General features: G+C 73.3%; 21 protein-coding genes and 1 pseudogene. 8 read left to right on the forward strand and 14 right to left on the reverse strand.

The window, feature by feature from the left end:
* Positions 1 to 2 precede the first annotated feature (2 nt).
* From JHAT_RS03740 to JHAT_RS03755, 4 genes are all read right to left on the reverse strand, one after another.
* Positions 3 to 1376: an FtsW/RodA/SpoVE family cell cycle protein gene (locus JHAT_RS03740; RefSeq protein WP_171990733.1), complete on the reverse strand. Its 1374-nt coding sequence runs from the start codon at positions 1374 to 1376 to the stop codon at positions 3 to 5.
* Between the two features lie 43 nt (positions 1377 to 1419).
* Complete coding sequence (locus JHAT_RS03745) at positions 1420 to 1857, reverse strand: SH3 domain-containing protein (RefSeq protein ID WP_077796698.1); 438 nt, start codon at positions 1855 to 1857, stop codon at positions 1420 to 1422.
* A 142-nt stretch (positions 1858 to 1999) separates the two neighbouring features.
* Positions 2000 to 3244, reverse strand: coding sequence for an ATP-binding protein (locus JHAT_RS03750; RefSeq protein ID WP_077796582.1), 1245 nt, complete (start codon positions 3242 to 3244; stop codon positions 2000 to 2002).
* Entirely contained in the window at positions 3241 to 3990 is a 750-nt protein-coding gene (locus JHAT_RS03755) for a hypothetical protein (protein WP_077796583.1), read from the reverse strand. Before JHAT_RS03755 ends, JHAT_RS03750 begins: the two co-directional genes overlap by 4 nt.
* A gap of 200 nt (positions 3991 to 4190) precedes the next feature.
* Between JHAT_RS03755 and JHAT_RS03760 the strand changes: the two genes are divergently transcribed.
* Positions 4191 to 4994, forward strand: coding sequence for a nuclease-related domain-containing protein (locus JHAT_RS03760; protein WP_077796584.1), 804 nt, complete (start codon positions 4191 to 4193; stop codon positions 4992 to 4994).
* 22 nt (positions 4995 to 5016) lie between these two features.
* Here JHAT_RS03760 and JHAT_RS03765 read toward each other — a convergent pair whose 3' ends face one another.
* The 10 genes from JHAT_RS03765 to JHAT_RS03810 form a co-directional block, all read right to left on the reverse strand.
* Positions 5017 to 5754, reverse strand: coding sequence for a DUF4142 domain-containing protein (locus JHAT_RS03765; RefSeq protein WP_077796585.1), 738 nt, complete (start codon positions 5752 to 5754; stop codon positions 5017 to 5019).
* A 125-nt stretch (positions 5755 to 5879) separates the two neighbouring features.
* Complete coding sequence (locus JHAT_RS03770) at positions 5880 to 6314, reverse strand: PPOX class F420-dependent oxidoreductase (protein WP_077796586.1); 435 nt, start codon at positions 6312 to 6314, stop codon at positions 5880 to 5882.
* A 68-nt stretch (positions 6315 to 6382) separates the two neighbouring features.
* Entirely contained in the window at positions 6383 to 7306 is a 924-nt protein-coding gene (locus JHAT_RS03775) for a DUF3152 domain-containing protein (RefSeq protein WP_077796587.1), read from the reverse strand.
* Between the two features lie 318 nt (positions 7307 to 7624).
* On the reverse strand, positions 7625 to 7960 hold the full coding sequence (locus tag JHAT_RS03780; protein WP_077796588.1) for a TcmI family type II polyketide cyclase: 336 nt from the start codon (positions 7958 to 7960) through the stop codon (positions 7625 to 7627).
* 40 nt (positions 7961 to 8000) lie between these two features.
* On the reverse strand, positions 8001 to 8480 hold the full coding sequence (locus tag JHAT_RS03785; protein WP_077796589.1) for an SRPBCC family protein: 480 nt from the start codon (positions 8478 to 8480) through the stop codon (positions 8001 to 8003).
* 1 nt (position 8481) lies between these two features.
* Positions 8482 to 8751 carry an acyl carrier protein gene (locus JHAT_RS03790; protein ID WP_077796590.1) on the reverse strand — a complete coding sequence of 90 codons (270 nt, stop codon included), beginning with the start codon at positions 8749 to 8751 and terminating at the stop codon, positions 8482 to 8484.
* Between the two features lie 97 nt (positions 8752 to 8848).
* Entirely contained in the window at positions 8849 to 10096 is a 1248-nt protein-coding gene (locus tag JHAT_RS03795) for a ketosynthase chain-length factor (RefSeq protein ID WP_077796591.1), read from the reverse strand.
* Entirely contained in the window at positions 10093 to 11382 is a 1290-nt protein-coding gene (locus tag JHAT_RS03800; protein ID WP_077796592.1) for a beta-ketoacyl synthase, read from the reverse strand. Before JHAT_RS03800 ends, JHAT_RS03795 begins: the two co-directional genes overlap by 4 nt.
* Complete coding sequence (locus tag JHAT_RS03805; protein ID WP_077796593.1) at positions 11379 to 11846, reverse strand: cupin domain-containing protein; 468 nt, start codon at positions 11844 to 11846, stop codon at positions 11379 to 11381. The genes JHAT_RS03800 and JHAT_RS03805 overlap by 4 nt, the downstream gene beginning before the upstream one ends.
* A gap of 77 nt (positions 11847 to 11923) precedes the next feature.
* The gene (locus tag JHAT_RS03810; protein WP_077796594.1) at positions 11924 to 13147 is read right to left on the reverse strand and encodes a SchA/CurD-like domain-containing protein; all 1224 of its coding nucleotides are present in this window, start codon (positions 13145 to 13147) and stop codon (positions 11924 to 11926) included.
* Positions 13148 to 13415: 268 nt separating this feature from the next.
* On the opposite strand from JHAT_RS03810, the gene JHAT_RS03815 reads away from it, so the two are divergent.
* From JHAT_RS03815 to JHAT_RS03845, 7 genes and pseudogenes are all read left to right on the forward strand, one after another.
* On the forward strand, positions 13416 to 15080 hold the full coding sequence (locus JHAT_RS03815; protein ID WP_077796699.1) for an FAD-dependent monooxygenase: 1665 nt from the start codon (positions 13416 to 13418) through the stop codon (positions 15078 to 15080).
* Between the two features lie 594 nt (positions 15081 to 15674).
* Positions 15675 to 17993, forward strand: a complete 2319-nt coding sequence (locus JHAT_RS03820) for a DUF4132 domain-containing protein (RefSeq protein ID WP_077796595.1) — start codon at positions 15675 to 15677, stop codon at positions 17991 to 17993.
* Positions 17993 to 18385, forward strand: coding sequence for a hypothetical protein (locus JHAT_RS03825; RefSeq protein ID WP_077796700.1), 393 nt, complete (start codon positions 17993 to 17995; stop codon positions 18383 to 18385). Before JHAT_RS03820 ends, JHAT_RS03825 begins: the two co-directional genes overlap by 1 nt.
* Before the next feature lie 636 nt (positions 18386 to 19021).
* Positions 19022 to 20017, forward strand: coding sequence for a DUF2332 domain-containing protein (locus tag JHAT_RS03830; protein ID WP_077796596.1), 996 nt, complete (start codon positions 19022 to 19024; stop codon positions 20015 to 20017).
* 1173 nt (positions 20018 to 21190) lie between these two features.
* The gene (locus JHAT_RS03835; RefSeq protein WP_253195392.1) at positions 21191 to 21691 is read left to right on the forward strand and encodes a YfbM family protein; all 501 of its coding nucleotides are present in this window, start codon (positions 21191 to 21193) and stop codon (positions 21689 to 21691) included.
* A 363-nt stretch (positions 21692 to 22054) separates the two neighbouring features.
* Positions 22055 to 22909: pseudogene (locus tag JHAT_RS03840) on the forward strand (nuclease-related domain-containing protein).
* Between the two features lie 149 nt (positions 22910 to 23058).
* The gene (locus tag JHAT_RS03845) at positions 23059 to 23481 is read left to right on the forward strand and encodes a hypothetical protein (RefSeq protein ID WP_077796597.1); all 423 of its coding nucleotides are present in this window, start codon (positions 23059 to 23061) and stop codon (positions 23479 to 23481) included.
* The last annotated feature ends 437 nt before the right edge of the window (positions 23482 to 23918 follow it).

Consider the following 23918-nt stretch of genomic DNA (forward strand, 5'->3'; position numbering starts at 1 on the left):
GCTCACGGCGCCGACCGCCCGTCGCCCAGGCTGCGGGCCGCGTGGCTGACCCGGAGCAGCAGCGCCACGATCGCCCAGTTGGTGACCACCGACGAACCGCCCTGGGCGAGGAACGGCATCGCCATGCCGGTCAGCGGGATCAGCCCGGTCACGCCGCCCGCGATGACGAACACCTGGAGCGCCACGATCGAGGAGAGGCCGACCGCGAGCAGCCGGCCGAACGGGTCGCGGGCGGCGAGGCCCGCCCGGAACCCGCGCTCCACCAGCAGCGCGTACAGCAGGAAGATCGCGGTCAGGCCGAGGAAGCCCAGCTCCTCCCCGGCCGTCGCCAGGATGAAGTCGGACTTGACGGCGAATCCGATCAGCACGGAGTGCCCGAGACCGAGGCCCGTGCCGGTCACCCCGCCCGCCGCGAAGGCGAACAGCGACTGGGCGAGCTGGTTGGCACCCCCTCCGGCCTCGATCGACGCGAAGGGGTGCAGCCAGTCCTCCACCCGGTTGTGCACGTGCGGCTCCAGCCAGCCCACGGCGACCGCGCCGAGCGAGGCCAGCAGCAGGCCGACGGCGATCCAGCCGGTGCGGCCGGTGGCGACGTAGAGCAGGACGACGAACAGGCCGAAGAACAGCAGTGAGGTGCCGAGGTCGCGTTCCAGGACCAGGACGCCGACGCTGACCAGCCACACGGCGACGATCGGGCCGAGCACCCGGCCGGTGGGCAGCTGCAGCCGCCACACGTGGCGGCCCGCGTACGCCAGGGCGCTGCGGTTGGCGGCCAGGTACGCGGCGAAGAACACGGCGAGGAGCACCTTGGCGAACTCGCCGGGCTGGATGGAGAAGTCCTCGATCCGGATCCAGATGCGGGCGCCGTTCACGGCCGGGAACAGGATGGGCACGGTGAGCAGGACGAGGGCCGCGGCGACGCAGACGTAGGCGTAGCGCTGCAGGGCGCGGTGGTCGCGCAGGAGCAGGACGACGACGATGAACAGCGCGACGCCCAGCGTGGACCACACCAACTGGGCCGGGGCCGCCCGGTCGCCCGGCGTCTCCAGGTCGAGCCGGTAGATCAGCACCAGACCGAGGCCGTTGAGCAGCACCCCGATGGGCAGCAGCAGCGGATCGGCGCAGGGGGCGCGCAGCCGTACCGCCAGGTGCGCGAGCACCGCGAGCACCCCGAGTCCGGCACCGTAGCCCGCGGCGCCGGGCGGCAGGGCGCCCTGCTGGGCGAGGCCGACGTTGCAGTAACCGAACACCGACAGCAGGACGGCCATGACGATGAGGGCGAGTTCGATGCCACGGCGCCGGGGGAGGCGGGCGGCGGGAGCGGGGGTGTCCGCCTGTGCCACGGTGATTCCGGTCTCGGTTCCGGCCTTGGTCATGTCCGGTATTTACCCACATGGTGCGGTGCGCGGGCCGACGGTGTCAGCACCAGCGCGGCGCGGGACCGATGTTCGCGATGTAGCGGGCCGACCCCCAGGCCCAGGTGCCGTCCGCGAGGAGGTACCAGCGCGGGTTGCCCTGCACCGTGTCGCCGGGGGTCTTGCAGTAGATGTGGACGATCTCGCCCCGGCGGGCGTACCGGACGACCTCGGAGCCGCGGGACGGCGAGGTGCGCAGGGCGAGCCGCTCGGCCGTGACGCGGCCCAGGTAGTCGCCCTGCGGCCGGCCGTCCTGCCCGGCGGCGTCGCCGCCGTCGCCCCCGGCGGGCCGGTCGGCGACGGCGCCCGAGCCGGGGTCCCCGCCGCCCCGGTGGTCGTCCGCGGCGGCGGGCGTGACGGCGACGGCGGCGGCGAGCGCGCCGGCGGCGGCCGTCACGGCGATGCGCCGGGTCAGGGCGGAACGGGCGTTCAGCAGCGACATGGGTACCTCCCGGGAGGCGAGGGCGCCGACGCGGTCGAAGGTGCCGACGTGGTCGAAGGTGACTAACCGCCACATTAGGAGCGGTGCGCGGGGGCCGCCCGTCGCACTGCGCCATCGGGGAAGGAACGGGAGGGCCCGCCGGTCAGGCCCGCTGAGGCAGCGTCAGGGACGCCAGCGCCCCGCCGCCGGGCGGATTGGCGAACTCCAGCCGCGCGCCGAGCACCTCCGCCTGCCCGAGCGCGATCGTCAGCCCGAGCCCGTGCCCCTTCGTGCCGCTCTCGGTGCGGAACCGCTGCGGCCCGTGCGCGAGGAGGTACTCCGGATAGCCGTCCCCGTGGTCCCGCACGGTGATCACCGGGCCGTCCACGGTGACCACCACCGGCGCCCGCCCGTGCCGGTCGGCGTTCGCGACGAGATTGCCGAGCACCCGCTCCAGCCGCCGCCGGTCCGTCTCCACCCGCGCGTCCCGCACGACGTCCACGCGCGCCTCGGTGCCGGAGCCCCGCACGACCCGCCGGACCAGCGCGCCCAGCTCCTCCGGATCCGCCTCCAGGCGCTCCCGCCCGGTGTCCAGCCGGGAGATCTCCAGCAGGTCCTCGGTGAGCGTGCGCAGGGCGGCCACCCGGTCGCGCACCAGCTCGGTCGGGCGGCCCGGCGGCAGCAGCTCGGCCGCCGCGTGCAGCCCGGTCAGCGGGGTGCGCAGCTCGTGCGCCACGTCCGCGGTGAACCGCTGCTCGGCGAGCAGCTTGCCCTGCAGCGACGCCGCCATCGAGTCCAGCGCGGCGGCGACCGAGGCCACCTCGTCCTGCGGACGCGTCGGATCCTTCGTCCGGGGGTCGCCGACCCGCGCGTCGAGGTCGCCGGCGCTGATCCGCCGCGCCACGCGCGCCGTCGCGTGCAGCCGGCGCGTCACCCGGGTCACCGCGAACGCGCCCACCACCAGCGTCGCCCCGATCGCCAGCCCCGACGACCACACGATCGCCCGGTCCAGGCCGTCGATGGTGCGCTCGCCCTGGGAGTGGTCGACCCGCACCGCGAGGACCCGACCGCCGTCGGCCGGGCCCGCCGCCCACATCGTGGGGCCCCCGTCGCCCTCGTCGACCATCGTCCCGCGCCGGCCGGAGACGGCCAGCTCCCGCAGCGGCCGCGGCAGCCCCGGCGGGTCGACGCCCGCGCCCCGGCGCAGCGGGTCCCCCGCCTCGTACGCCTCCGTCGCCTCCCGCAGCCGGGCCAGGGCGGTCTTCCGGGCCTGTCCCACGGTCTGGTCGGTCACCGAGACGTGCACCAGGACGCCGAGCAGCGCGGCGAGCGCGCAGCACATCACGGTGATGAAGACGGCGGCCTTCAGGGCGAGCGGGCCGGCCCACCGCGCGAGGGCGCCCCTCACCGGGTGCCCGCCGACGGGGAAGGGGAGACGGAGGGGCGTTGCGCGCCCGCTCCGTCACCGGTGCGCAGCATCTCGTCGCGGGTGAGGAGCATCGCGTCCTGGTCGGGGTCCCAGGTCCACTGGAGCCGGTACTCGTAGCCCGCCACCTCCGACGGCGACCGGACGACCACCGACCGCCCGGCCAACTCGACCGCGCTCACGGCGTCCTCGTAGGACATGACCCGTACGAGCCGGCCCTTCTCCACGCCGTAGACGCGCACGGCGGTCATCTTCTCGGGCAGCAGCCGGAAGCCCAGCGTCATCTCGGGGCGCCCGTCACCGGTCAGGTCCCGGTAGTACGGCCGGAGCACGGGGCAGCGGGCGCTCTCGCCGGCCGCCGCGCAGTCGGCCATGCGGCGGGCCGTCTCGCGGTACGGGGCCTTGTCGCCCGCGTAGTCGTCCGGGTGCGCGGCGATCTCCGCCCGCACGGCGGCCACCGGGTCCGCACGGCGGATGTCGCCGCCCGGTACGGCGACGCCCTCGACGACCTCGTGGTCCACCTCGCCGATGTCGTAGGCCGGGGACGACGCCGGCGTCAGGTCCGGCCACAGCCGGAGGGGGCTGACCGCGGTCGGTGCGGCGCCCGCGCTCCGCAGCCCGCCCGTGTCACCGCAGCCCGCGACCGTCACCGAGGCCGTCGCGGTCGCCAGCAGCAGTACGCAGGCGGCGGGGACACGGGCCGGGCGCCCACGGCGGCTGGGGAGCACGGCACTCCTGCGGTTCGGTGAGGTCGTCGGTGGCCCGCACCCTCGTTCGTACGGGAGTCCATTTTGCCTGCCCGGCCGCGTCCGGGGCCACCTGGCCGGCTTCCCGGCCCGCCCGAGGACCCGCCCCGCCCCCGTGCCGCGGCGGCCCGGTCTTGCCCCCGGGGCACCCTCCTGGTCCCATGGTTCCGGGGTGATGGTGCATGAGCGGACTGCGCGTCGTACCGACCCGGCGGCACGGCCGGGAGCGGCTCTACGTCCGCCTCGCGGACGGCCGGGACATCGCCTGGTACGACCGTGAGGCGGCCCGGGTCAGCCTGCTGAGCGACGAGTGCGAGGACGAGGTGCTCGACGCCCTGGCGCCCTTCGTCACCGGCCCCGTCACCGTCGGCCCGCCCCCGGTCCCCACCCCCGCCGAGCTGGCCCGGCTCTTCCTCCACCCGGACGACGACCTCGCCCCCAACCGGCCCGGCGAGGCGCTCCTGGTCGCCCTGGACCGCGCCCCCGGCCCGGCGCACCGGCTGCGCCGCGACCCGCGCCGCCGGGAGCTGGCGGCCGAACAGCTGACCGGGCAGGTCCTCGACCGGCTCGACGGCGCCGGCTGGCGCACCCTGCACTCCGTCCCGCTGCCCGGCGGCGACCGCATCCACCACCTGGTGATCGGGCCCGGCGGCCTCTTCGCCGTCCACGTGCAGCCCGCCCGCAGGCAGCGGGTGCGGATCGCCGACCCGCTGGTCACGCTGGGCCGCCGCGCGCCGTGGCCCCTGCTGGACCGGGTCCGCGCCGACGCCGACCGCGCCTCCCGCGCCCTGACCGCCGAGGTCCGTCCGGTCCTGGTCCTCGTCGGCCCGGCCGGCGTCGAGGCCACGGTCCCGCCGCGCGGGGTCCGCGTCCTCACGGCCGAGGAGCTGCCCGGCCTGGCCCGCCCGGGCGGGGTCCTCAAACCGGCGGACGTGGAGGCCCTGCACGCGACGGCACGCGACCGCACCGCGTGGACACGGGCCTGACCACCCGGACCGCCGGCCGCGGTCAGGGGGACGGCGTCGGTGTCGGTGAGGCCGTGTTCACGTTCAGGTCGGGGCGCGGCCTGAGGACGAGGACCCGTTCTCCCGGCCGGGGCGGGGGCGGGGTGACCTTCTCCTTCGGGAGCTTCGCCGGGCCGGTCTGCTGGAAGGTGACCCGGTCGTACTCGACCAGCCCGGTCCTCTCCAGGACCGTGATGTGGTCCAGGACGGTGTCGTTGGCCAGGTCGGCCAGCCGCCGCACGAGCGTGTTCTTGGTGGTGGCCCGGATCCTGGCGATGGCCGGGAAGATCTGGCCGTGCGTCACGCGCATGATGTTGACCGCCGAGGAGTCGAACTCCTTGCCGTTCTTGGCGTCGACGGTCGCCACGAAGCCCTGCTGCTGCGGGGAGGCCTCGTTGGGCAGGGTGATGCCCAGCTCGGGGGCGATCTCGCGGCACATCGCGTCGAGGCCGGCGTGCCCGACGACCAGGTGCTCGCCGGCCGTGCGCATCTCCTCGGTCGTCCCGCGCCGCATGGCCATCTCGCCCAGCGGGTACTCCCACAGCCCGGCGGCCCGGACCTTGACGACGAAGTCGCGGTCGGCCTCGGTGAGCGGACCGTACTTCGTGCTCGCGACGACGCGGTCCTGACCGCCGTCGGGCCTGTCCACACCGAGCAGGGCCGGGAAGGCCAGTGCGGTGAGGGTCAGGGTCATCGCGGCGAGCAGGACGACGACTCCGATCCTGCCGCGGGACAGCCGCATGATGCCTCCAGGGCGACGCGTGGGACTCGTACGCCAGGAAGTACGCGAACGGCGGCCGGATCGATCACCGTTCCGGCAGGAAAATCGGACCGGCCCGCCGCCCCGCCCCGTCCCACCCCGCCCGTTCAGCCGAGATCGGCCCCGTAGACCCGGTCGACGGTGATCGTGACCAGCACCCGGCGGTCGGACACCATGGCCGCGCGGTACTCGTCCCAGTCCGGGTGCTCCCCGGCGGCCGCCCGGTAGTACTCCACGAGCGCGTCGACCTCGGGCCCGTGCGGGTCGGTGCCCGGCCCGGTCAGGGTCGCCGTGCCCTCGGCGGTGGCCCAGGACCTGCCGTCCGGGGCGGTCACCTCCAGCGCGGCCCGCGGGTCCCGGCGCAGGTTGGCCGTCTTGGCCAGGCCCTCACGGGTCGAGACGCGGACGACGCCCGCCCCGGGGTCGTAGGACGGGGAGACGGGGGACAGCTGCGGGCGGCCGTCCGCCTTGATCGTCGCGAGCACGCCGAGCCGGCTCTGCGCCAGCAGGGCGCGGGGGTCGAAGGAGGGTGTGGTGGTTATGGAGCGATCATCACCCCTCGCCCCGCCGCCTGTCCCGCGGACCGCCCGACGAGGGGGGCCGACCGTGGTCAGGGAACCGAGGGACCGCCCAGGTAGTCGCCGTCACGGTCGTAGGGCCAGGCATTGGCGACGCAGCCCTTGAGGCCCTTGATCTGCTGCATCATCGCGGGGGCGGGCCGGCCGGCGCCGGGGCAGGTCTCGTGGCCGTGGCCGATGCGGTGGCCGACCTCGTGGTTGATGATCAGTGCCCGGTAGTCGCCGATCGGACCGTCGAACTCCGGGGAACCGAGCACCCAGCGCTTGAGGTTGACCACGACGTCCTTGCCGACGCTGCAGTTCACCTCGCCCCGGGTGAGCAGGCCCGCCGCGCCGCAGATCTCGTCGACGGTGCCGGGCGTGGCGATCCTCACCACGAAGTCGTACGAGCCCGAGCCGACGAGCCGGAAGGAGTCGGTGCCGTTGCGGGTCCAGCCGCGGGGGTCGGCGAGCACGTCGGCTATCTCGGCCGCCGCCGCGCCCGGCCGGATGTCGATGCCCTCCTCGACGAGCACCTTGTACCGCCGGACGCGGCCGCCGGTGCCCACCGTCGTGCCGTCGGCCCGCGCCGTGGTGAAGGTGCCGGGGCCGGTCGCGGGGACGGCGACGGTGGAGGCGGACGGGGACGCGGAGGCGCCGGGGGACGCGGAGGCGGACGCGGAGGCGTCGGCGGACGGGGACGCGGACGGCGGACCGCCGGCGGTGCGGGGCCCGGCCGTCCGCTCGGCGGCCTCCACCGCGTCGGTCACGTCGGCCGCCTGATCGTCCGTCACCGCGGACCGGCCGTCGCGCCAGTGGGCGACGGCGGCACCGGCGCCGACCAGCACGGCGCCGAAGGCGACGCCGGCCAGGGCCACGCGGAACGGACGCCGTCGCCGTGCCCGGCCGTGGCGCCTCGGCCCGGCACCACCCGACGCGGATCCGTGACGGGGCCGGCGGGCGGTGGATCGACCCACGACGTGCTACCTCTCTCCTGGTCGGCGGGGCGGCGGATCGTGGTCCGGCCGCCGCGGGGACCCGGCACGGCAGAGGTGCCGGGCGGTGACACGGGTGCGGCGCACCCCCCTCGACACCCCTGGGCGTCGATGTGTCACAAAGATCAAACCGGAAGTGCGTGCGAAACCGTCGCAGGTCCTCGCGTGGGGCTTCTCACGCCGGTGCCCGGCCCCGGCGGGGCAACCCTCGGCCGTCCTCGGAGGTCCGCGCGTACCTCCGGCACACGCGTCGGGGCCGCCCGCGGAAGGCGGGCGGCCCCGACGCTCGACGGACCGGCGTCAGCCGGCGCTGGTCCGGTCCCAGGTGTAGAAGCAGCGCGCCATCGCGTCCTTGGGACTGCGCCAGGTCGCCGGGTCGTACGCCGACACGTACGGTTCGAGCCGCTCGCTGACACGGCGGAACTCCGGATGCCCGGTCAGCCGGCCGATGGTCGGGGCCGGGTCCTCGTCGCTCTCGATGAGGTGCAGGTACACACCGTCACCGAACTCGAAGAGACTGCGCCGGTTGACGCCCACCAGGTGGGGCAGCTCGCCGCGGTCGGACTCGGCGAACACCTTCGCGATGTCCGGTGCCGCGCCCGGTGCCATCCGGGCGACGATCAGGGTGTGGTGCATGGGGAGGTGCCCTTCGTCGGTGCCAGTCGGTTCGGCGGGGTCAGTCGGCGAGCACCGCGGTGGTCCGCCGCTCGCCCGCGGCCTGCTCGATCCGGTCCCGGATCAGCTCCATCTGCGTACGGGAGTTGCGGTTGATGTGGTCCGTCATCCCGGCGTCGTCGACGGGCGCCTCCGGCTTCATCGCGAAGTCCTGGACCCAGCGCATCCGGGTCCCCTCCGCGGTCTCGGTGTACTCCCAGACGATGTTCATGTACTGGAAGGGACCGGTCTCCACCCGGTGGGCGCGCACGGTACGGGTCACCGGGTCGGCGACGCGCTCGGACACCCAGCTCCACACCCGTCCCTCCTCGTCCGGGTGCATGGTGAGCCGGAAGGTGACCCGGTCGCCGTCGCGTTCGAGGACCTCCACGGAGGCGTACTCGCTGAACAGTCGGGGCCAGTTCTCGATGTCGTTGGTCATGTCCCAGACCAGCGGCATCGGCGCGGCGATGGTGATCTCGTTGTCGGTGTGCCCTGCCATGTCACACTCCCGTCTTCAGTGCGCCGTTGACCAGCGCGAGGAAATCGGCGGGCGTCTTGCAGCGCTCGGCCTGCTCCGGCAGGCCCAGCCCGTACCGCTTCTCCAGCTCGGCCACGATGCCCAGCAGGCCGAGGGAGTCCAGGCCGAAGGCGTCGAAAGCGGCGTCGGCCTGCTGCTGGAGGGTGACCGGGTCGACGTGCACACCGGCGGTGCGCTTCATGAGCGCCGACAGTTCCTCGACGGTCACCTGGTAATCCACTTGGTCGGTCATGCGAGGTACTCCTTCACTCGGATCGGCGCGCACCGGGGGCGGCGCCCGCTCGGGATGGTGGTGGCTCGGGGCGGGGTGGGACGGGTCCGGCCGGCGCTCAGCCGGTGGGCGCGCCCTGCCGCAGGACCAGCGCCGAGTTGCCGCCCATGAGCCCCCGGCCGAGGACCAGGGCCGTGCGCGGCTCGGCGGCCCGGGCCCGGCCGGCCACCAGGTCCAGGTCGTGGCAGACGTCGTACACGTTCGGGGTGGGCGGGATCAGCCCGTGCTCCATGGCGAGCACCGCGGTCGCCACGTCCAGCACCGGTGCCGCGCAGTACGCCCGCCCGGTCCCGGTCTTGGGCGCGGTGACCGGCACCCGCCGCGCGTGCGGCCCGAGGGCGTCGGCGAGCGCGAGGGCCTCGGCCCGGTCGGCCTCCGGCACCCCGAGGGCGTCCGCGAACACCACGTCCACCTCCTCGGGCCGGCAGCCGGCCTCCGCCAGCGCGCCCTCGATCGCCCGCGCCAGCCCGGCCCGCGACTCCTCCCAGCGGGAGGCGCCGGTGAAGGTCGCCGCGTGCCCGGCCACCGTCGCCCGCACTTCGGCCCCGCGCTCGCGCGCCGCGCCCTCCTCCTCCAGCAGGAGCACGGCCCCGCCCTCGGCCGGCGCGAACCCGCAGGCCGCCTGCGTGAACGGGCGGTAGGCACGGTCCGCCTCGGTCGCCCGGCTCAGCTCGGGGTAGCCCAGCTGGCAGACGATCGAGTACGGGGCCAGCGGCGCCTCCGTCGCACCGCACACCACCGTGTCGGTACCGCCCCGCACGGTCAGTGCCGCGTGCGCCAGGGCGTCCAGACCGCCCGCCTCGTCGGCGGCGACGACACCGCAGGGACCCTTGAAGTCGTTGCTGATGGAGATCTGGCCGGTGCTGGCCGCGTAGAACCAGGCGATCGACTGGTACGGGCCGACGTACCGCGAGCCCTGGCCCCACAGGTTCTGCAGCTCCCGCTGCCCGAACTCGCCGCCGCCCGACCCCGCCGCGGTGACCACGCCCACCGAGTACGGCGAGGCGACGTCACCGCGGCCGAACCGCGCGTCGGTGAGCGCGAGCTGCGTGGCGCTCATCGCGAAGTGCGTGAACCGGTCGGTCTGGACGAGATACCGCTCGTCGATCAGTTCCGACGGGTCGAAGCCGCGTACCTCGCCCGCCACCTTCAGCGGCAGGTTCCCGCAGCCCTCCCGGGTGACGGGCCCGAGACTGCTGGTGCCGTCCGCGACCGCCTTCCAGTGCGCCTCCGCCCCGATGCCGTGCGGGGACACCACGCCGAGGCCGGTGACGACCGCCCGCCGGGGCCGTTGCCGTCCGCTCATCGCGGCCCTCCTTCCAATCCGGGACCAGAACCGGAACCGCTGAGTACGACGGCGGACTGGAAGCCGCCGAAGCCGCTGCCCACCGACAGCACGTGCCGAAGCGAACGCTCCCGGGCCTCGCGCGGCACGTAGTCCAGGTCGCACTCGGGGTCGGGGGTCGTGTAGTTGGCCGTGGGCGGCACCACCTGGTGGTGCATCGCCAGCACGCACGCGGCCAGCTCGATCGAGCCGATCGCGCCGAGCGAGTGGCCCACCATGGACTTGATCGAGCTCATCGGCGTCCTGTACGCGTGCTCGCCCAGCGACCGCTTGACCGCGGCGGTCTCGTGCCGGTCGTTCTGCTGGGTGCCGGAGCCGTGCGCGTTGACGTAGTCGACGGCGGTGGGGTCCAGCCGGGCCATGTCCAGCGCGGTGTCGATCGCCCGCGCCATCTCCAGGCCCTCCTTGGTGAGCCCGGTCATGTGGTAGGCGTTGCCGAAGGTCGCGTAGCCGGAGATCTCGCAGTACACGTCCGCGCCGCGGGCCCGGGCGTGCTCCAGGTCCTCCAGGACGAGCACCGCCGCGCCCTCGCCCATGACGAAACCGTTGCGGTCGGCGTCGAAGGGCCGGGAGGCGTGCTCCGGGTCGTCGTTGTTCGGCGAGGTCGCCTTGATGGCGTCGAAGCAGGCCATGGTGATCGGCGATATCGGGGAGTCCGCCGCGCCCGCCAGGCACACGTCGACACGTCCCTCGGCGACGGCGTGGTAGGCGTACCCCACCGCGTCCAGACCGGACGTGCACCCGGTGGACACGGTCTGCACCGGCCCGCGCACCCCGAACTCCTCGGCCACGGCCGACGAGAGCGTCGCCGGGGTGAAGGCCCGCTCCAGGTGCGGCTCGGCCCGCCGGTCGTCCACGTCCCACCGCGAGCCGCGCTCGCTGACCAGGACGTAGTCGTGCTCCAGCCGGGTCGTGCCACCGACCGCGGTGCCCAGGGTGGCACCGGCCCGCCACGGGTCCAGCCGGCCCGGGTCGAGCTCCGCGTCGCGCACCGCCTCGGCGGCGGCGACGAGCGCGAACTGCACGTACCGGTCGCACCGCTGCACGGTGGCGAGGTCCAGCCCGAACGCGGACGGATCGAAGTCGCACTCGGCGGCGATCTGCGACCGCAGCCCGGCCGGATCGAAGAGGGAGATGCGGCGTGTCGCCGTACGGCCGTCGGACAGCAGGCCCCAGAACTGGGGCACGCCGATCCCGCCCGGGGCGACGACGCCTATGCCCGTGACGGCGACCCGTCGCCGCGTCATGACACCACCTCGGCCGCGGCGGCGGGACGCCCGTGCCCGGCGCACCCCGCGTGGCCGTCGAGCGGCAGGGCGTTGCCCTCCGCGTCCTCCGTGTCGACGTGGCCGAGCTCCGGCCGCGGGGCCAGCGGCCCCAGGTGGAACACGATCCGCGCCTCGACGTCGCCGACGTTGCGGAAACGGTGGCGCACGTTCTGCGGGATCAGCACTCCCTGCCCGACGGAGAGCGCGTGCGGCGCCCCGTCCAGGTCCACCTCGAGCGCGCCGTCGGTGACGTACACGAACTCCTCGGAGTACGGGTGGTAGTGCTCGGCGATGCGGTCGCCGGGCTGCACGATGGCCACGCCCATGAAACCGCTGGTCGACCCGGCGGTGGTGGGCGTGAGAAGGGCGCGGAGGTCTCCGCCGCGGCGCGTGTTGGGCGGGATGTCGCCGAGGGAGACGATGCGTACCTGCTGGTCTGTCATGTCGGTCACTCCGGAAGGACGGAAGGCGGTGGGGAAGACCGGCGCGCGGCCCGGCCCGCGGGCCGCGCGCCGACGGGTCAGGAGGGGAGCGAACGCCGGTCGGTCAGCGGGGTCATGCGGGCCCGCGCGAGCAGCCGCGACAGCGTCCCGGCGTCCGACAGGGGCCCGTCGATGCCGACCGAGGCGGTGTCCAGCAGCCGCTCGGCCACCGCGACACCGGCCGCGTCGGCCGACCCCTCGCGGTCGTGCAGCCCCAGGACGAACGCGGGCGCCTCGTCCGGGTCACCGGCCACGTCGACGAGCCGTACGACCAGGTCGTCGCGGTGGAAGACGGTGGCGGCGAGGACCGGACCGTCCGGGGTGTACACGGCGGACGCGTCCTGCCGGGCCAGCAGCCGGGCCAGTTCCGGCCCCGCACCGGCCCGGACCGGATAGAGCAGCGCACACCGCTGCGGGCGCGCCTCGGCCCCCGTCGCGGACGCCACGTGGTGGACGGCCGGCATCGCGGCCAGGGTGAAGAACCGCCGGGCGGAGTGCGGGTCCTTCAGGTCGCGGTCCTGTTCCAGGTACGGGTTCAGGGCCTCCTCGACCGCCCGCACCCCGGGCTGCCGGGCGACGTGGCGCAGCGCGGTCTGCAGATCGCCCCGCACCTCCACCGCCCGCACGATCCGGTTGCCGTGCATGAACAGCGAGGTGCGCAGCAGCCGGGTGTTCTCGTCGACCTGCGCCTCGGGGGAGGCGTAGTTGGACAGCAGCTCGGCGACCTTGGCCTCGCTGCCGGGCCGCACCGTGAAGGTCAGGGCGTGCCGGACGACGTTGCCCCCCACCCGGGGAGCGGCGCGCAGCGCCTCACCGGCCGCGGCGGACGCCCCGGCACCGTCGGCCGCGGTCTCCCGCAGCACGCTGTAGCGCAGGGAGCGGGTGTCGCGGACGCAGTCCTGCAGGGGCTCGACGGCCGTCAGGTGCTCGTCGCTGTTGACCCACGCCAGGAAGGGCGCCGCGCTCTCCCACTCACTGGTGAGCAGCCACTGCGTCGGGTTCTCCAGGGACTGGCACAGCTGGTCGCTGACATGACCCGGCACGGCCGCGACCCGGTGACGGATGCGCTCGTAGGCGTCGAGGAACTCCTGCTGCATGCCGTCGTGGATGTCCAGCATCAGCACGACCCGCACGCGCGATCCGTCGAACGCGGATATCGAGACGCCGCCCGCGTCCGCGGACACGGCGGCCGTCGCCCCGGCACCCGTGGCTGCGGCATTCGTCGATCCGGTGTCCGACGACACGACGGGAGAGACCGTCATCCGGCCCACCTCTTCTCAGGGGAACTTCCTCGTGTATGTGGGGATGCGACCGCCGCTGCGCGTGCCGTGTGCGGCGGGATGCGCCGGTCGCGTAAGCACGATCGTGGGCCGTGCCCGCGGGGACCGCGAACCAGACGGGTTAAGCGGGTGAAGCCTGAGCCGTCGCAGGCGTCGCGGGGCATGCATGAGAGCCCGGCCCCCTGCATGTCACGGGACCTGCCACTCGACGACGGCCCGACCGGGGCCCGACGCAATGGAGGAACGCACGATGAAAGAAAGAGCCGATCGATCGGAACCCGGGGGCCACCGCGTCCCGGTGCTGATCGTCGGAGGTTCCCTGGTCGGCCTGTCGACCTCGGTTTTCCTGGGCCGGCTCGGCGTTCGGCACACCCTGGTGGAACGGCACGCCGGCACCTCCATCCACCCCCGGGGACGAGGCAACAACGTCCGCACGATGGAGCTGTTCCGGGTGTCGGGCACCGAGCCGGCCATCCGGCGGGCCGCCGCCACGCTGGCCGACAACCACGGCATCCTCCAGACCCCGACGCTGGTCGGCGACGCGGGGGAGTGGCTGTTCAGGAAGATCGACCCGGGCAACGGACTCGCCCGGTTCAGCCCCAGCGGGTGGTGCCTGTGCAGCCAGAACGACCTCGAGCCCGAACTGCTCGCCCACGCCCGCGAACTCGGCGGCGACCTGCGCTTCGGCACGGAACTGCTGTCGTTCGACACGGACGCCGACGGGGTCACGGCGGTCGTCGGGAACCGGGAGACCGGCGAGCGCACCACGATCCACGCGAACTACCTGGTGGCCGCCGACGGCCCCCGCAGCCCCGTCCGCGAGCGGCTCGGCATCGGCCAGAGCGGCCCCGGCGACCTCTTCCACAACATCAGCATCACCTTCCGCTCCCGCCGGCTCGCCGACCTCGTGGGCGACCGCCGCTTCATCGTCTGCTACCTCACGGACCCGGACGCGGACGGCGCCCTGCTCCCGGTGGACAACCGCGTGGACTGGGTCTTCCACGCCCCCTGGCACCCGGAGAACGGCGAAACGGTGGAGGACTTCACCGACGAGCGCTGCGCCGACCACATCCGCCGCGCGGTCGGCGACCCGGACCTCGACATCGAGATCACCGGCAAGGCCCCCTGGCACGCCGCCCAGCGCGTCGCCCGCAGCTACCGCTCGGGCCGCGTCCTGCTGGCCGGCGACTCGGCCCACGAGATGTCCCCCACCGGCGCGTTCGGCTCCAACACCGGCATCCAGGACGCCCACAACCTCGCCTGGAAGCTGGCCGCCGTCCTCGACGGCTGGGCCGGCGACGGCCTCCTCGACACCTACGACGCCGAACGCCGCCCGGTCGCGGAGGCCACCAGCGCCCGCGCCGCCGCCCGCTCCGCCGAGCACAGCCACCCCGGCTTCGCCCCGCCCCCGGCGGCCGGAGGCGGCGGCGGCCCGCAGCGCGGCATCCTCAACGTCGCCCTCGGCTACCGCTACCCCCAGGGCGCGGTCGTCGGCGCCGACCCCGCGACGCCGGTGGTCCCGGAGGAACTCTCGCTGACGGGCGAACCCGGCAGCAGGGCCCCGCACCTGTGGCTGCTCCGCGGCGACGACCGCATCTCCACGCTCGACCTCTACGAACGCTCCCTCGTCCTGCTCAGCGACGCGACGGAGCCCAGCGGCTGGCACGAGGCGGCGACGCGGCTGGCCGACGAGATGCGGATCCCGCTGGCGTCGTACCGGGTGGGCAAGTCCCCGGACGCCGACCTGCTGCCCGAGAACGACGACACCGACTGGGCGAAGGCCCACGGCGTGACGCGCGGCGGGGCGGTCCTGGTGCGCCCCGACGGCTTCGTGGCGTGGCGCGCCCCGGGACCGGCGCCGGACCCCGCGGCGATGCTGCGCCAGGTGGTGACGTCGGTCCTGTCCCTGGCCTGACACCCCGGGCCCCGCTCGACCGGACCCGGGCGACAGGGTTCACGCCGACGGGTGAATACCCGCAGGTACGTCCGGTCCGCCCCCGCCCGGTGCGCTGTGCCGAGTCCGCCGGGACACGGCGCACCGTCATCGGGCAGGAGGAACGGAACACGTGGACGGGGTCGTCCCGGGCGCCTGGCTGCCGGCTGCCGGCTGCCGACCACGGCCCCGGGCGCCTGCCTCGCCACCGTCATCGGACCGGCCGCCACCCACAGGCCACCGGCACGGCGGAACGCCCCTTCCCGCCGACCGGGGTGGTCGCCCACGGCACGAGCGCGGGCGCGACGGTGCTCCCGGTCGTCCCGGTGGTGCTCCGCCAGGCCTGAGGACGGGGCCGGGCGCTGCCGACGGCCGCGCGGCCGGGCGGGCGCAGGGGACGGCCGGGGACGACCGGGGCACGGCCGACCGCGTTGTCAGTCCCCCCTGTCATCATCCCGCCATGCCGAACGACACCTTGGTGACCCGGCCCCACGGCCACGACTCGCCCGACGACGCGAGGCGCACCGCGCCCCGGACCGGGGAGGACGGGCGGCCCACGGCCGGGAGGGGTGCCCGATGAGCCACGCCGCCCGGCTGATGCGCGCGCTGACCGACCCGGAGTCCACCGACGAGGACGAGCGCCCGGACCCGTCCCGGGTCACCGACGAGGAGCTCGGCGACCTGTTCGTCGCGGCCTACCGGGTGGACACCTCGGACGCACTCGTGCGGCGTACGGCAGCCGCCGCGGTCCGGGCCGCGGCCGGGGAACGGCAGCCGCGCTACACGCCCGCCGCGTGCCGCCGGATGTTCGACCTGCTCGTCGAGGAGTGCGAGGAACACGGCTGGGCCGACCTCACCCTGGGGCTCGACGCACTGCGGCACTGCACCGGACCGCGGCCCGACGTGTCCGAACCGGCCCGCGCCCTGGTCGGGTTGTGGCAGGACAAGGCCTCCGTGCGCCAGCCGTACGCGCTGCTCGCGGTCGCGGCGCTCGCCGGGGACGAGACGTCGGCGGCGGCCGTGGAGTGGCTCTCCCGCGACGTCGGCCCGATCGTCGCCGACGAGACGGCCGTCATCGCCCGACTCGCCCCGGCCGAACAGGCGGCACTGTCCGAGATGGGCCGGGAGAACAGGTTCGTCCCGCCGCCGGCCCACACCTGGCACGCGTCGGCCGAGACCCCGGCGTACGTGGCGTTCACCCGCCGCGCGCTGGAAGCGGCCGCCGACCGCACCGACGCCATCCGCGCCGGCGAGATCCCCTACCGGGCGGACAAGGCGTTCACCGACCGGGAGGTCACCACGCTCGGCCAGGCCCTGCGGGTCGCGCTGCTGCGCGACGAACCCTGGCTGCCCGAGCTGTTCGACCGACTGCTGCCCGGCATCGCACTCGCCCCCACGGCCGCGAAGACGCTCCCGTCCCAGGCCCTCCTGTACGAAGTGGTCCGCGCGGCACAGGACTTCCCGACGCCCGAGCTGGCCACCGCGATCCGCACCGTGCGCGGCACCGTCCGGCACGCCGGGGTGCCCAGGCAACTGGACAAGATGCTCAAGAAGGTGGACGCGGCCCTGGCCGAACGCACCGACGTGGCCCTCCGGCTGCCCAGAACGGACTTCGACGACGACGGCGTCCTGCGCCGGCCGGCCGGCGACCACGAAGCGGTCGTCACGGTCACCGACACCGCCACGCTCACCTGGGAGAAGGACGGCCGCCCGCTGCGCACCGTCCCGGCGCCGGTCCGCCGCGACCACGCCGCCCTGGTCAAGGAACTCCGCGACCTGGTGAAGCGGATCAACGCCCAACTGGCCACCCTCCTACGGGCCCTGGAGGGCGGCTTCACCACCGACGCCGTCCACCCGTACGGCTGGTGGCGCACCGAGCTGGCCGGCCACCCCCTCGCACGGACCCTCGTGGGCCGGCTGATCTGGGAGATCGAGGTCGCGCCCGGCGAGTGGCGGGCCGTACTCCCCGAGACGGACCGGGCCGCCCTGCCCGACGCCCCCGACGACGCCTCCGTACGGCTCTGGCACCCGCTCCGCTCCGCCCCCGACGCCGTGGGGGCCTGGCGGGACCTGCTCACCGAACGGCGCATACGCCAGCCCTTCAAGCAGGCGTTCCGCGAGATCTACCGCCTCACCCCGGCCGAGGAACGGACCGGCGCCTACTCGAACCGCTTCGCCGGTCACCTCGTCCACTACCGCAGGATGTTCGCCCTGTTCCGCGCCCGGGGCTGGCGAAGCCGCCTGCTCGGCCCCTGGGACGCAGGGGACGGCGACGAGGCCGAGCGCACCCTGGCGGCGGGGGAGTGGCGGATCCGCTTCCGCCACACCTGGTCCGACCAGGCGGGCGAGAACGAACTGGCCACGACCGACCAGGTGCGCTTCAACCGCCGGCAGGAGGACACCTGGCACGAGACCCCGCTCGCCGACGTACCCCCGCTGGTGTTCAGCGAGGCCATGCGCGACGTGGACCTCTTCGTCGGCGTAACCTCGATCGCCACCGACCCCGACTGGACCGACGGCGGCGACCGGCGCGCCTACTGGGAGCGGGCGGCGTTCGGCGAGTTGCCGGAGACCGCCCTGGCCCGCCGCGACGCGCTGGAACGACTCCTGCCCCGCCTGAAGATCGCCGACCGCTGCACCCTCGACGGCCGCTTCCTGCGCGTCCGGGGCGATCTGCGCACCTACAAGATCCACCTCTTCTCGGCCAACGTCCTGATGGAACCGGACGACAGCTACCTGTGCGTCGTCGCGGCACGACGCCCGGCGGACCGCACGGTCTTCCTCCCCTTCGACGACGAACGGCTCGCGCTGATCCTCAGCAAGGCGTTCCTGCTGGCCGCCGACGCCGACATCACCGACGAGACCATCCTCCGCCAGATCGATCGAGGTGCCTGATGGCCGCCGTGACCTTCCGGGACGAGACGCCGACGGGCAAGCGGATCGCCGAGTGGGAACTGACCGGCCTGCCCGACCGGATGACGGTACGGGAGCTGATCGCCCTCCGGGTCCGCGAGGAGACCACCCGCCACCACGCCCACCCCGGCGACCACTTCACCGGCCTGGTCCGCCCCGAGGACGCCGAACCGGCCCCGAACGGCCACCGCCTCCCCGAACCCCGCCCCGTCGACCCGGCCCGCCAGACGGAGGCAGCCGAGAACGCCTTCCTGACCAACGGCTTCTTCGTCCTGTCCGACGACCGCCAACTCGAGTCCCTCGACGAGACGGTGGACCTGACACCGGGCCCCACCCTGGTCTTCGTCAAGCTGGTCGCCCTGGTCGGCGGCTGAGACGGCCGCACCGCGCCCAGGGCATCCGGACGCACCGAGGAGAGCACGGCCACCACAGGGGTGAAACTGCCCGAACCCCCGGGCGAACGGGACGTGACCGTCGACAACCGCACGGAGGCCCGGGCATGTCGCCTGGACCTCCGTCAGGAAGGCCTGTCCGGCGGGCTTCCGGGCGTACACCGTCGGGCATCTCGCCCATCCCGGTGCGATGTGTGGAAGGGTCGGACGCCGTTGCCCGCGCCGGCCGGACGAGACGGGGTCGGACCGAGACGGTGACCGACCCGGCCCCTCTTCACCGCTTCCGGCCGAGCTGTCCCGCGGTCGTGCCAGGGAGCCGCCGGCGTCCTCCCTGCGGCGACGCGCCATCCGGACAGAACGAGTCCAGCCGCGTCGCCTGCTCCGCGGTCTTGTGGAACTGCGCGTCACGCGTGGGAAGCGGTACGGGCGTGATCGTCCGTACGCCGACCTGCCTGGCGGCACCGCGGTCGGTCGGGCGGACGTCACGACGGGGGACATCACGGTCCTTTCGAAGACGGACGATCTCCTGGAACCGCCGGCCGCACCGGCCACCAGGCCCGGAGGGCGTCGGGCCCGGTGGCCTAAGCTGCCGTTCGGCCGGCGGAAAGGGGAGCGGCGGTGGACACGGCTGAGCGGTACCGGCGGTTCGCGACGATGGAGGCGCGGGGCCACTCCCCGACGTACGAGCGGCTGACCGCCGCGATCGCTGACACCCCGAGCCTGTTGGCGATGATCGACCGACTGCCGACTGCCAAGCGGCAGCCCAACCTGCTGCTGGCCGCGGTGCGCTTCCTGGGCGGACCGGTCGACGACCTCGCCGCATTCCGCGAGTGGACCACCGCCCACTGGGCCCGAGTGCGCGCCACGATGCTGGAGCGGCGGACTCAGACCAACGAGCCGGGCCGGTGCGCCGTCCTGCTTCCCGTGCTGGCCCGGCTGCCCCAGCCGCTGGCGCTCATCGAGGTCGGCGCCTCGGCCGGACTGTGCCTCTATCCCGACCGCTACCGCTACCGCTACGACGAGGGGCCCATGTTCGGCCACCCGGACAGCGCGGTCGTCCTGGAGTGCGGCACGACCGGCGCCGTACCGCTGCCCACCCGGCTGCCGGAGGTCGCCTGGCGGGCCGGTGTCGACCTGAACCCGCTCGACGTGGCCGATCCCCAGGACACACGCTGGCTGGAATGCTTGGTCTGGCCCGAACAGCACCAGCGCCTGGCCCGGTTGCGGGACGCCGTGCGGATCGCGCGCACCGAGCCCCCGACGCTGGTGCGCGGCGACCTCAACGAGACCGTCCGCGACTTGGTCACCGCCGCCCCGGCGGGCGCCACCCCGGTCGTCCTCCACAGCGCGGTCCTCGCCTACCTGCCGCCCGAGGAGCGCGAGGCCTTCACCACCACCATGCGGGAGCTCGGCTGCCCCTGGATCTCCAACGAGGCCCCGGGTCTCCTCCCTGCCGTGGACCACCGGCTGCCGTCCGACCCCCGCCCCGACCGCCTGCTGTTCACCCTTGCCCTGAACGAGCACCCGCTCGCCCGCACCGGCCCGCACGGCCAGCACCTGGAGTGGCTGCCCACGCAGGCGGTGCCTGATGAGCGGTCAGGTGCCCGCCACTGAAGGCCACTTTCACCTGAAGTGCCCTGTCGTCCGTGTCTCTCAGGCTGCCGGACCGGCTGCTGCAGGCCGTTGATGCGGTGGGAGTCCGTGGGCCTGGCAGGCCGACATCCGGGCGCCGGCGGCCTCGTAACGCGGCGCGTCGAGCTCCTTTGGCTCCAAGATCATTGCGTCCCCATTACGCAGGCGCCCTGTCAGCCCAGGGACGCGCCCCGCAAGGCCGGACCCATGATCTCGGGCAGCGACGGCGCACCGGAAGACGGCGACAAGACGGCCTTCACGGCGGAGGCTGCGACCTCCATCCTCCGGGACGCCTGCCACGCCCGGCGCCGAAGGCCTCGCCGCGCAGCTAGCGGCGCTCGGGCCGGAGATCGGCTTTCCGGGCCTCGCAGTGGACGTGACTGTGCGGGGCGACGGCCTGGTCCGACTCGGCGCGGGTACGCCCTGACGTCGTACTACCGCTGGCACGGCTCATTGAGGCCGGCACTGCGGCACAGGAGCGCAAGACACGCCCGCACCTCAGTGCCCGGAACCGAACGACTCGAAGCCTTCATCTTTTGTGGCTGAGCAGCAGGCCATAGCGCCGTTGGGGCCATCAGCTTGGGAAACTGCGATTTCTTGAAGCTGCCTCAGGCGCTGACCTGGGCAGGAAAGCCGAACGGTGGCTCGTCGACTTCGGCGGCTTTCACCGTGGTTCCTAGCTGTTCCCCACGCGATTGGTGCGGTTGTGATGCGAGTCCTGGCCCGTCCGCGCCCCGTCGACGCTAGCGGGCGTAGGCGTACAGCAGGACGACGACCACCACGACGCCCAGCCAGACCGGCATGCCGGTCTTGGTGAATCGGCCGCGGTTGTCCCTGGGCTGCGGCCTTCGACGCTTCGCCATACATCCCCCTACGGTCGTGACGCCCCTCCATGGCCCAGAGTGCGGTTGGCCGGAGCATGGAGGTAGAGCGCGAATCAGACACGGGGCATGGATGTCACGTGACGAACGAGTTTTGACGTGCAGGGATTGCCGACAAGCATGGAACTGGAGGAGAGCGAGCCGCATCAGCCGTTGCTCAACGCGCTTTCCAGCTGTGTTGGTGGGAGCTGGACGGTGAACCGGCCTGAATGAGAAGGAAACCGAGACGGTCCGTCCGGCGGTCGTTGTCAGTGGCCATACCTAGTCTCCGGCCATGAGCATGATCGGTGAGTACCTGCGTGTCACGACTGCTGAGCTTGATCGAGCGATCCGAGACCCCGACTGGGCTCTGGGCTTCGCCGAAGAGGTCCAGGACGCCGAAGAGGAGACGGAGCCTGCGCCGGATAAAGCGCTCCATTTCAGTACGTACAAGGCCTGGGATGTGCTCCGCTTCCTGCTGGCGCGTGCGGAGTTCCCCGTGAACGTGATCCACGGTGAGGAGTCGTTCGCCAAGGATGAGGACTGGGGCTATGGGCCTCCGAAGTACCTGCGGCCTGAGCGGGTCCGGATCGCGGCGGAAGCTTTCCGGACCATCAGCTATGACCACCTCGTCAGGGGTGTGGATCCTGCCGAACTGACCAGCGCCGAGGTGTATCCCTTTGGATGGGGCGAGCCTGGTGCACTGGAGTGGGGTCGTCACTGGTACGACGGCCTCACTCAGTTCTTTGAGGCCGCCGCCGGAGCGAACCACGCGATGGTCGTCTGGTTGGACTGATGCCGTAGGCGTGGACTTCGGCATGAGGATCTCCCTGGTGATCGAAGACCCAGGCGTCAACGATGATCATCGGTTGGGGACTCCGCGTAGTGGCGCGGCGGTCGGCGGCACGATCAGGTGATCTTCTCCATGCTCCGCGCGGAGCGGCCCGGCGGCGAACCGAGACGGTGACCGACCCGGCCCCCTTCACCGCTCCCGGTCGAGCTGTTCCGCGGTCGTGCCAGGGAGCCGCCGGTGCCCTCCCTGCGGCGACGCGCCATCCGGACAGAACGAGTTCAGCCGCATCGCTTGTTCTGCGGTCTTGCGGTCCCGTCTCCCTTGCTGCTGGCATGGCGGCGACGTCACGGGAGTACGGGGGGCCTTGTGGAGCTGCGCGTCACGCGTTGGAAGCGGTACGGACATGATCGTCTGTACGCCGACCTGCCCGATGGCACCGCGGTCGGTTGGGCGGACGTCACGACGGGGGACATCACGGTTTTGCGGGCCGAGTGTCGTGACGACGTGATCGCCGTGCTCACGAAGCACTTACAGAACCTCGCCGAGCCTGTCCCGCCAGGCAGGGCGCCGGAGGTCCAGGCGCGTCCGACGCTGCCGCCTCTGACGCCGGCCGACGACCTGGCCGCCACCCCTCCCGGGCAGGCGTTGCGTGATCTGCTCGCCGAATCCGGCCCGGGGCTGATGGAGCGAGTCGTTTCACGGCTTCTGCGGCGGCCGTCCGAGTGGGACTCCTGGCGAAAGGGACTGGTGGGGGAGCGATGAGTGGGAGCCGAGCTGAACCGCCTGGGGCGCCACGGCTGGCGCGTCCTGCACTCCGTTCCCCTGGCCGACAAAGTGGATATCGATCACTTGCTGATCGGGCCTGGTGGAGTGTTCAGCATCAATACGAAGCACCACCACAAGCGGGCCGTATGGGTCGGGGACGACTCCGTGAAAGTCGATCACGGAAAACCGGCGCCCTACGCACGCAAGAGCCGGGCGGAGGCCAAGCGGGTCGCCCGAGTGCTCGAGCGCTATTGCGACTTCCCCGTACCGGTGGAGCCGGTGCTCGTCTTCGTCGGTGTCACCGAGCTGAAGGTGGTCGCCACGCAGCTCGACGTCCGGGTGTACCAGGAACGCCAGGTTTCGGCCCTCGGTCCGCTCTCAGGCGTGCTCACGACCGACCAGGTGGAGCAGGTGTACGGCGTCGCTCGCCATCGCCGGGCTTGGAGTCGGGCCTGAGCCGGTGCGTCTCAGCGAGGCGCAGGCCTTCCCTGCGGGGCCTGTGGGTGGTCTCCAGGGTGTGACCCCCGTCGGAGCGGGGTGCCCTGTCAGTGCCGTCGCTTACGCTCCGCTCCTGAACATGCAGTTCGAGTGGAGAGGGGACGCGGATGGGTGGCGACGCGTGGACTCATACGGGCCCGTATCAGCGTGATCTGGCGGCCGCGTTCCGGAAGGAGCAGGAAGACGAGCTGGCGCGGGACAACCACGGCTTCGAGGGGCGGTCCGTCGAGGAACTGTGGGACGACCCGGAGTGGCAGGAGTACATCTTCACCGGCGGCACGAGCTCCGTGCTGGACTTCCCTTGCATGATCGAGTCCGCGGACACCGATGACGGTCCGTTCATGCGGCCGCTGACCGACGACGAGGTGCGCGCGTGGGCTCCTCACGGCCGGCCCACCTACGAGGAGTGGGACGCCGCGCTCGACTCCGAGCAGCTGGACTTCCCGGGCCGCGCCCAGGGGAACTGCACAGTGCTCTACCGCGACGGCAGGCCCGAGCAGATCGCCTACTGGGGGGTCACCGCCGACTAGGGGAGCCGGTACCGCCTTGCACCGTGGCCCCACACCTGTCCCGGGTCCGGGGGCACATCGTTTTGCGGGCTGACCTGGGAGAACGCTCCAAGCCCCCGTCCACGCCTTCGTCCACAGACCCCGACGTACGGCCGCTCCGGGCCGCACACGCACGCACATACGCGAAGACCCCGGCCTCAGCGTTTCCGCTGGTGACGGGGTCTTTGGGCACCTCATACAGGGTGCCCCCGGCAGGATTCGAACCTGCGCACACGGCTCCGGAGGGCGCTGCAGTGGAGGCTCAACGTGCAGGTCAGAGGGCTAGAACCGAAGGCCGAGTGTCGAGCCGTCCACAGATAGTCCAGGGCCTCACACTGTGTGCTGACGCCTCGCTGCCACGAGATGCTCGCGAGTCTAGAGCGGCCCTCGCACCAGCGGGGCCATTGCGGTGACGTTTC

Origin of the sequence: Streptomyces sp. JHA26 (assembly GCF_002005565.1) — a bacterium.
In the GTDB taxonomy this organism is placed as follows: domain Bacteria; phylum Actinomycetota; class Actinomycetes; order Streptomycetales; family Streptomycetaceae; genus Streptomyces.

Excerpts from the sequence above, each read along its gene's own strand:
- JHAT_RS03740 (WP_171990733.1), bottom strand. The coding sequence starts at position 1,376 with ATGACCAAGGCCGGAACCGAGACCGGAATCACCGTGGCACAGGCGGAC.
- JHAT_RS03745 (WP_077796698.1), bottom strand. The coding sequence starts at position 1,857 with ATGTCGCTGCTGAACGCCCGTTCCGCCCTGACCCGGCGCATCGCCGTG.
- JHAT_RS03760 (WP_077796584.1), top strand. The coding sequence starts at position 4,191 with ATGAGCGGACTGCGCGTCGTACCGACCCGGCGGCACGGCCGGGAGCGG.
- JHAT_RS03765 (WP_077796585.1), bottom strand. The coding sequence starts at position 5,754 with ATGCGGCTGTCCCGCGGCAGGATCGGAGTCGTCGTCCTGCTCGCCGCG.
- JHAT_RS03780 (WP_077796588.1), bottom strand. The coding sequence starts at position 7,960 with ATGCACCACACCCTGATCGTCGCCCGGATGGCACCGGGCGCGGCACCG.
- JHAT_RS03785 (WP_077796589.1), bottom strand. The coding sequence starts at position 8,480 with ATGGCAGGGCACACCGACAACGAGATCACCATCGCCGCGCCGATGCCG.
- JHAT_RS03790 (WP_077796590.1), bottom strand. The coding sequence starts at position 8,751 with ATGACCGACCAAGTGGATTACCAGGTGACCGTCGAGGAACTGTCGGCG.
- JHAT_RS03795 (WP_077796591.1), bottom strand. The coding sequence starts at position 10,096 with ATGAGCGGACGGCAACGGCCCCGGCGGGCGGTCGTCACCGGCCTCGGC.
- JHAT_RS03800 (WP_077796592.1), bottom strand. The coding sequence starts at position 11,382 with ATGACGCGGCGACGGGTCGCCGTCACGGGCATAGGCGTCGTCGCCCCG.
- JHAT_RS03805 (WP_077796593.1), bottom strand. The coding sequence starts at position 11,846 with ATGACAGACCAGCAGGTACGCATCGTCTCCCTCGGCGACATCCCGCCC.
- JHAT_RS03810 (WP_077796594.1), bottom strand. The coding sequence starts at position 13,147 with ATGACGGTCTCTCCCGTCGTGTCGTCGGACACCGGATCGACGAATGCC.
- JHAT_RS03815 (WP_077796699.1), top strand. The coding sequence starts at position 13,416 with ATGAAAGAAAGAGCCGATCGATCGGAACCCGGGGGCCACCGCGTCCCG.
- JHAT_RS03820 (WP_077796595.1), top strand. The coding sequence starts at position 15,675 with ATGAGCCACGCCGCCCGGCTGATGCGCGCGCTGACCGACCCGGAGTCC.
- JHAT_RS03825 (WP_077796700.1), top strand. The coding sequence starts at position 17,993 with ATGGCCGCCGTGACCTTCCGGGACGAGACGCCGACGGGCAAGCGGATC.
- JHAT_RS03835 (WP_253195392.1), top strand. The coding sequence starts at position 21,191 with ATGAGCATGATCGGTGAGTACCTGCGTGTCACGACTGCTGAGCTTGAT.
- JHAT_RS03845 (WP_077796597.1), top strand. The coding sequence starts at position 23,059 with ATGGGTGGCGACGCGTGGACTCATACGGGCCCGTATCAGCGTGATCTG.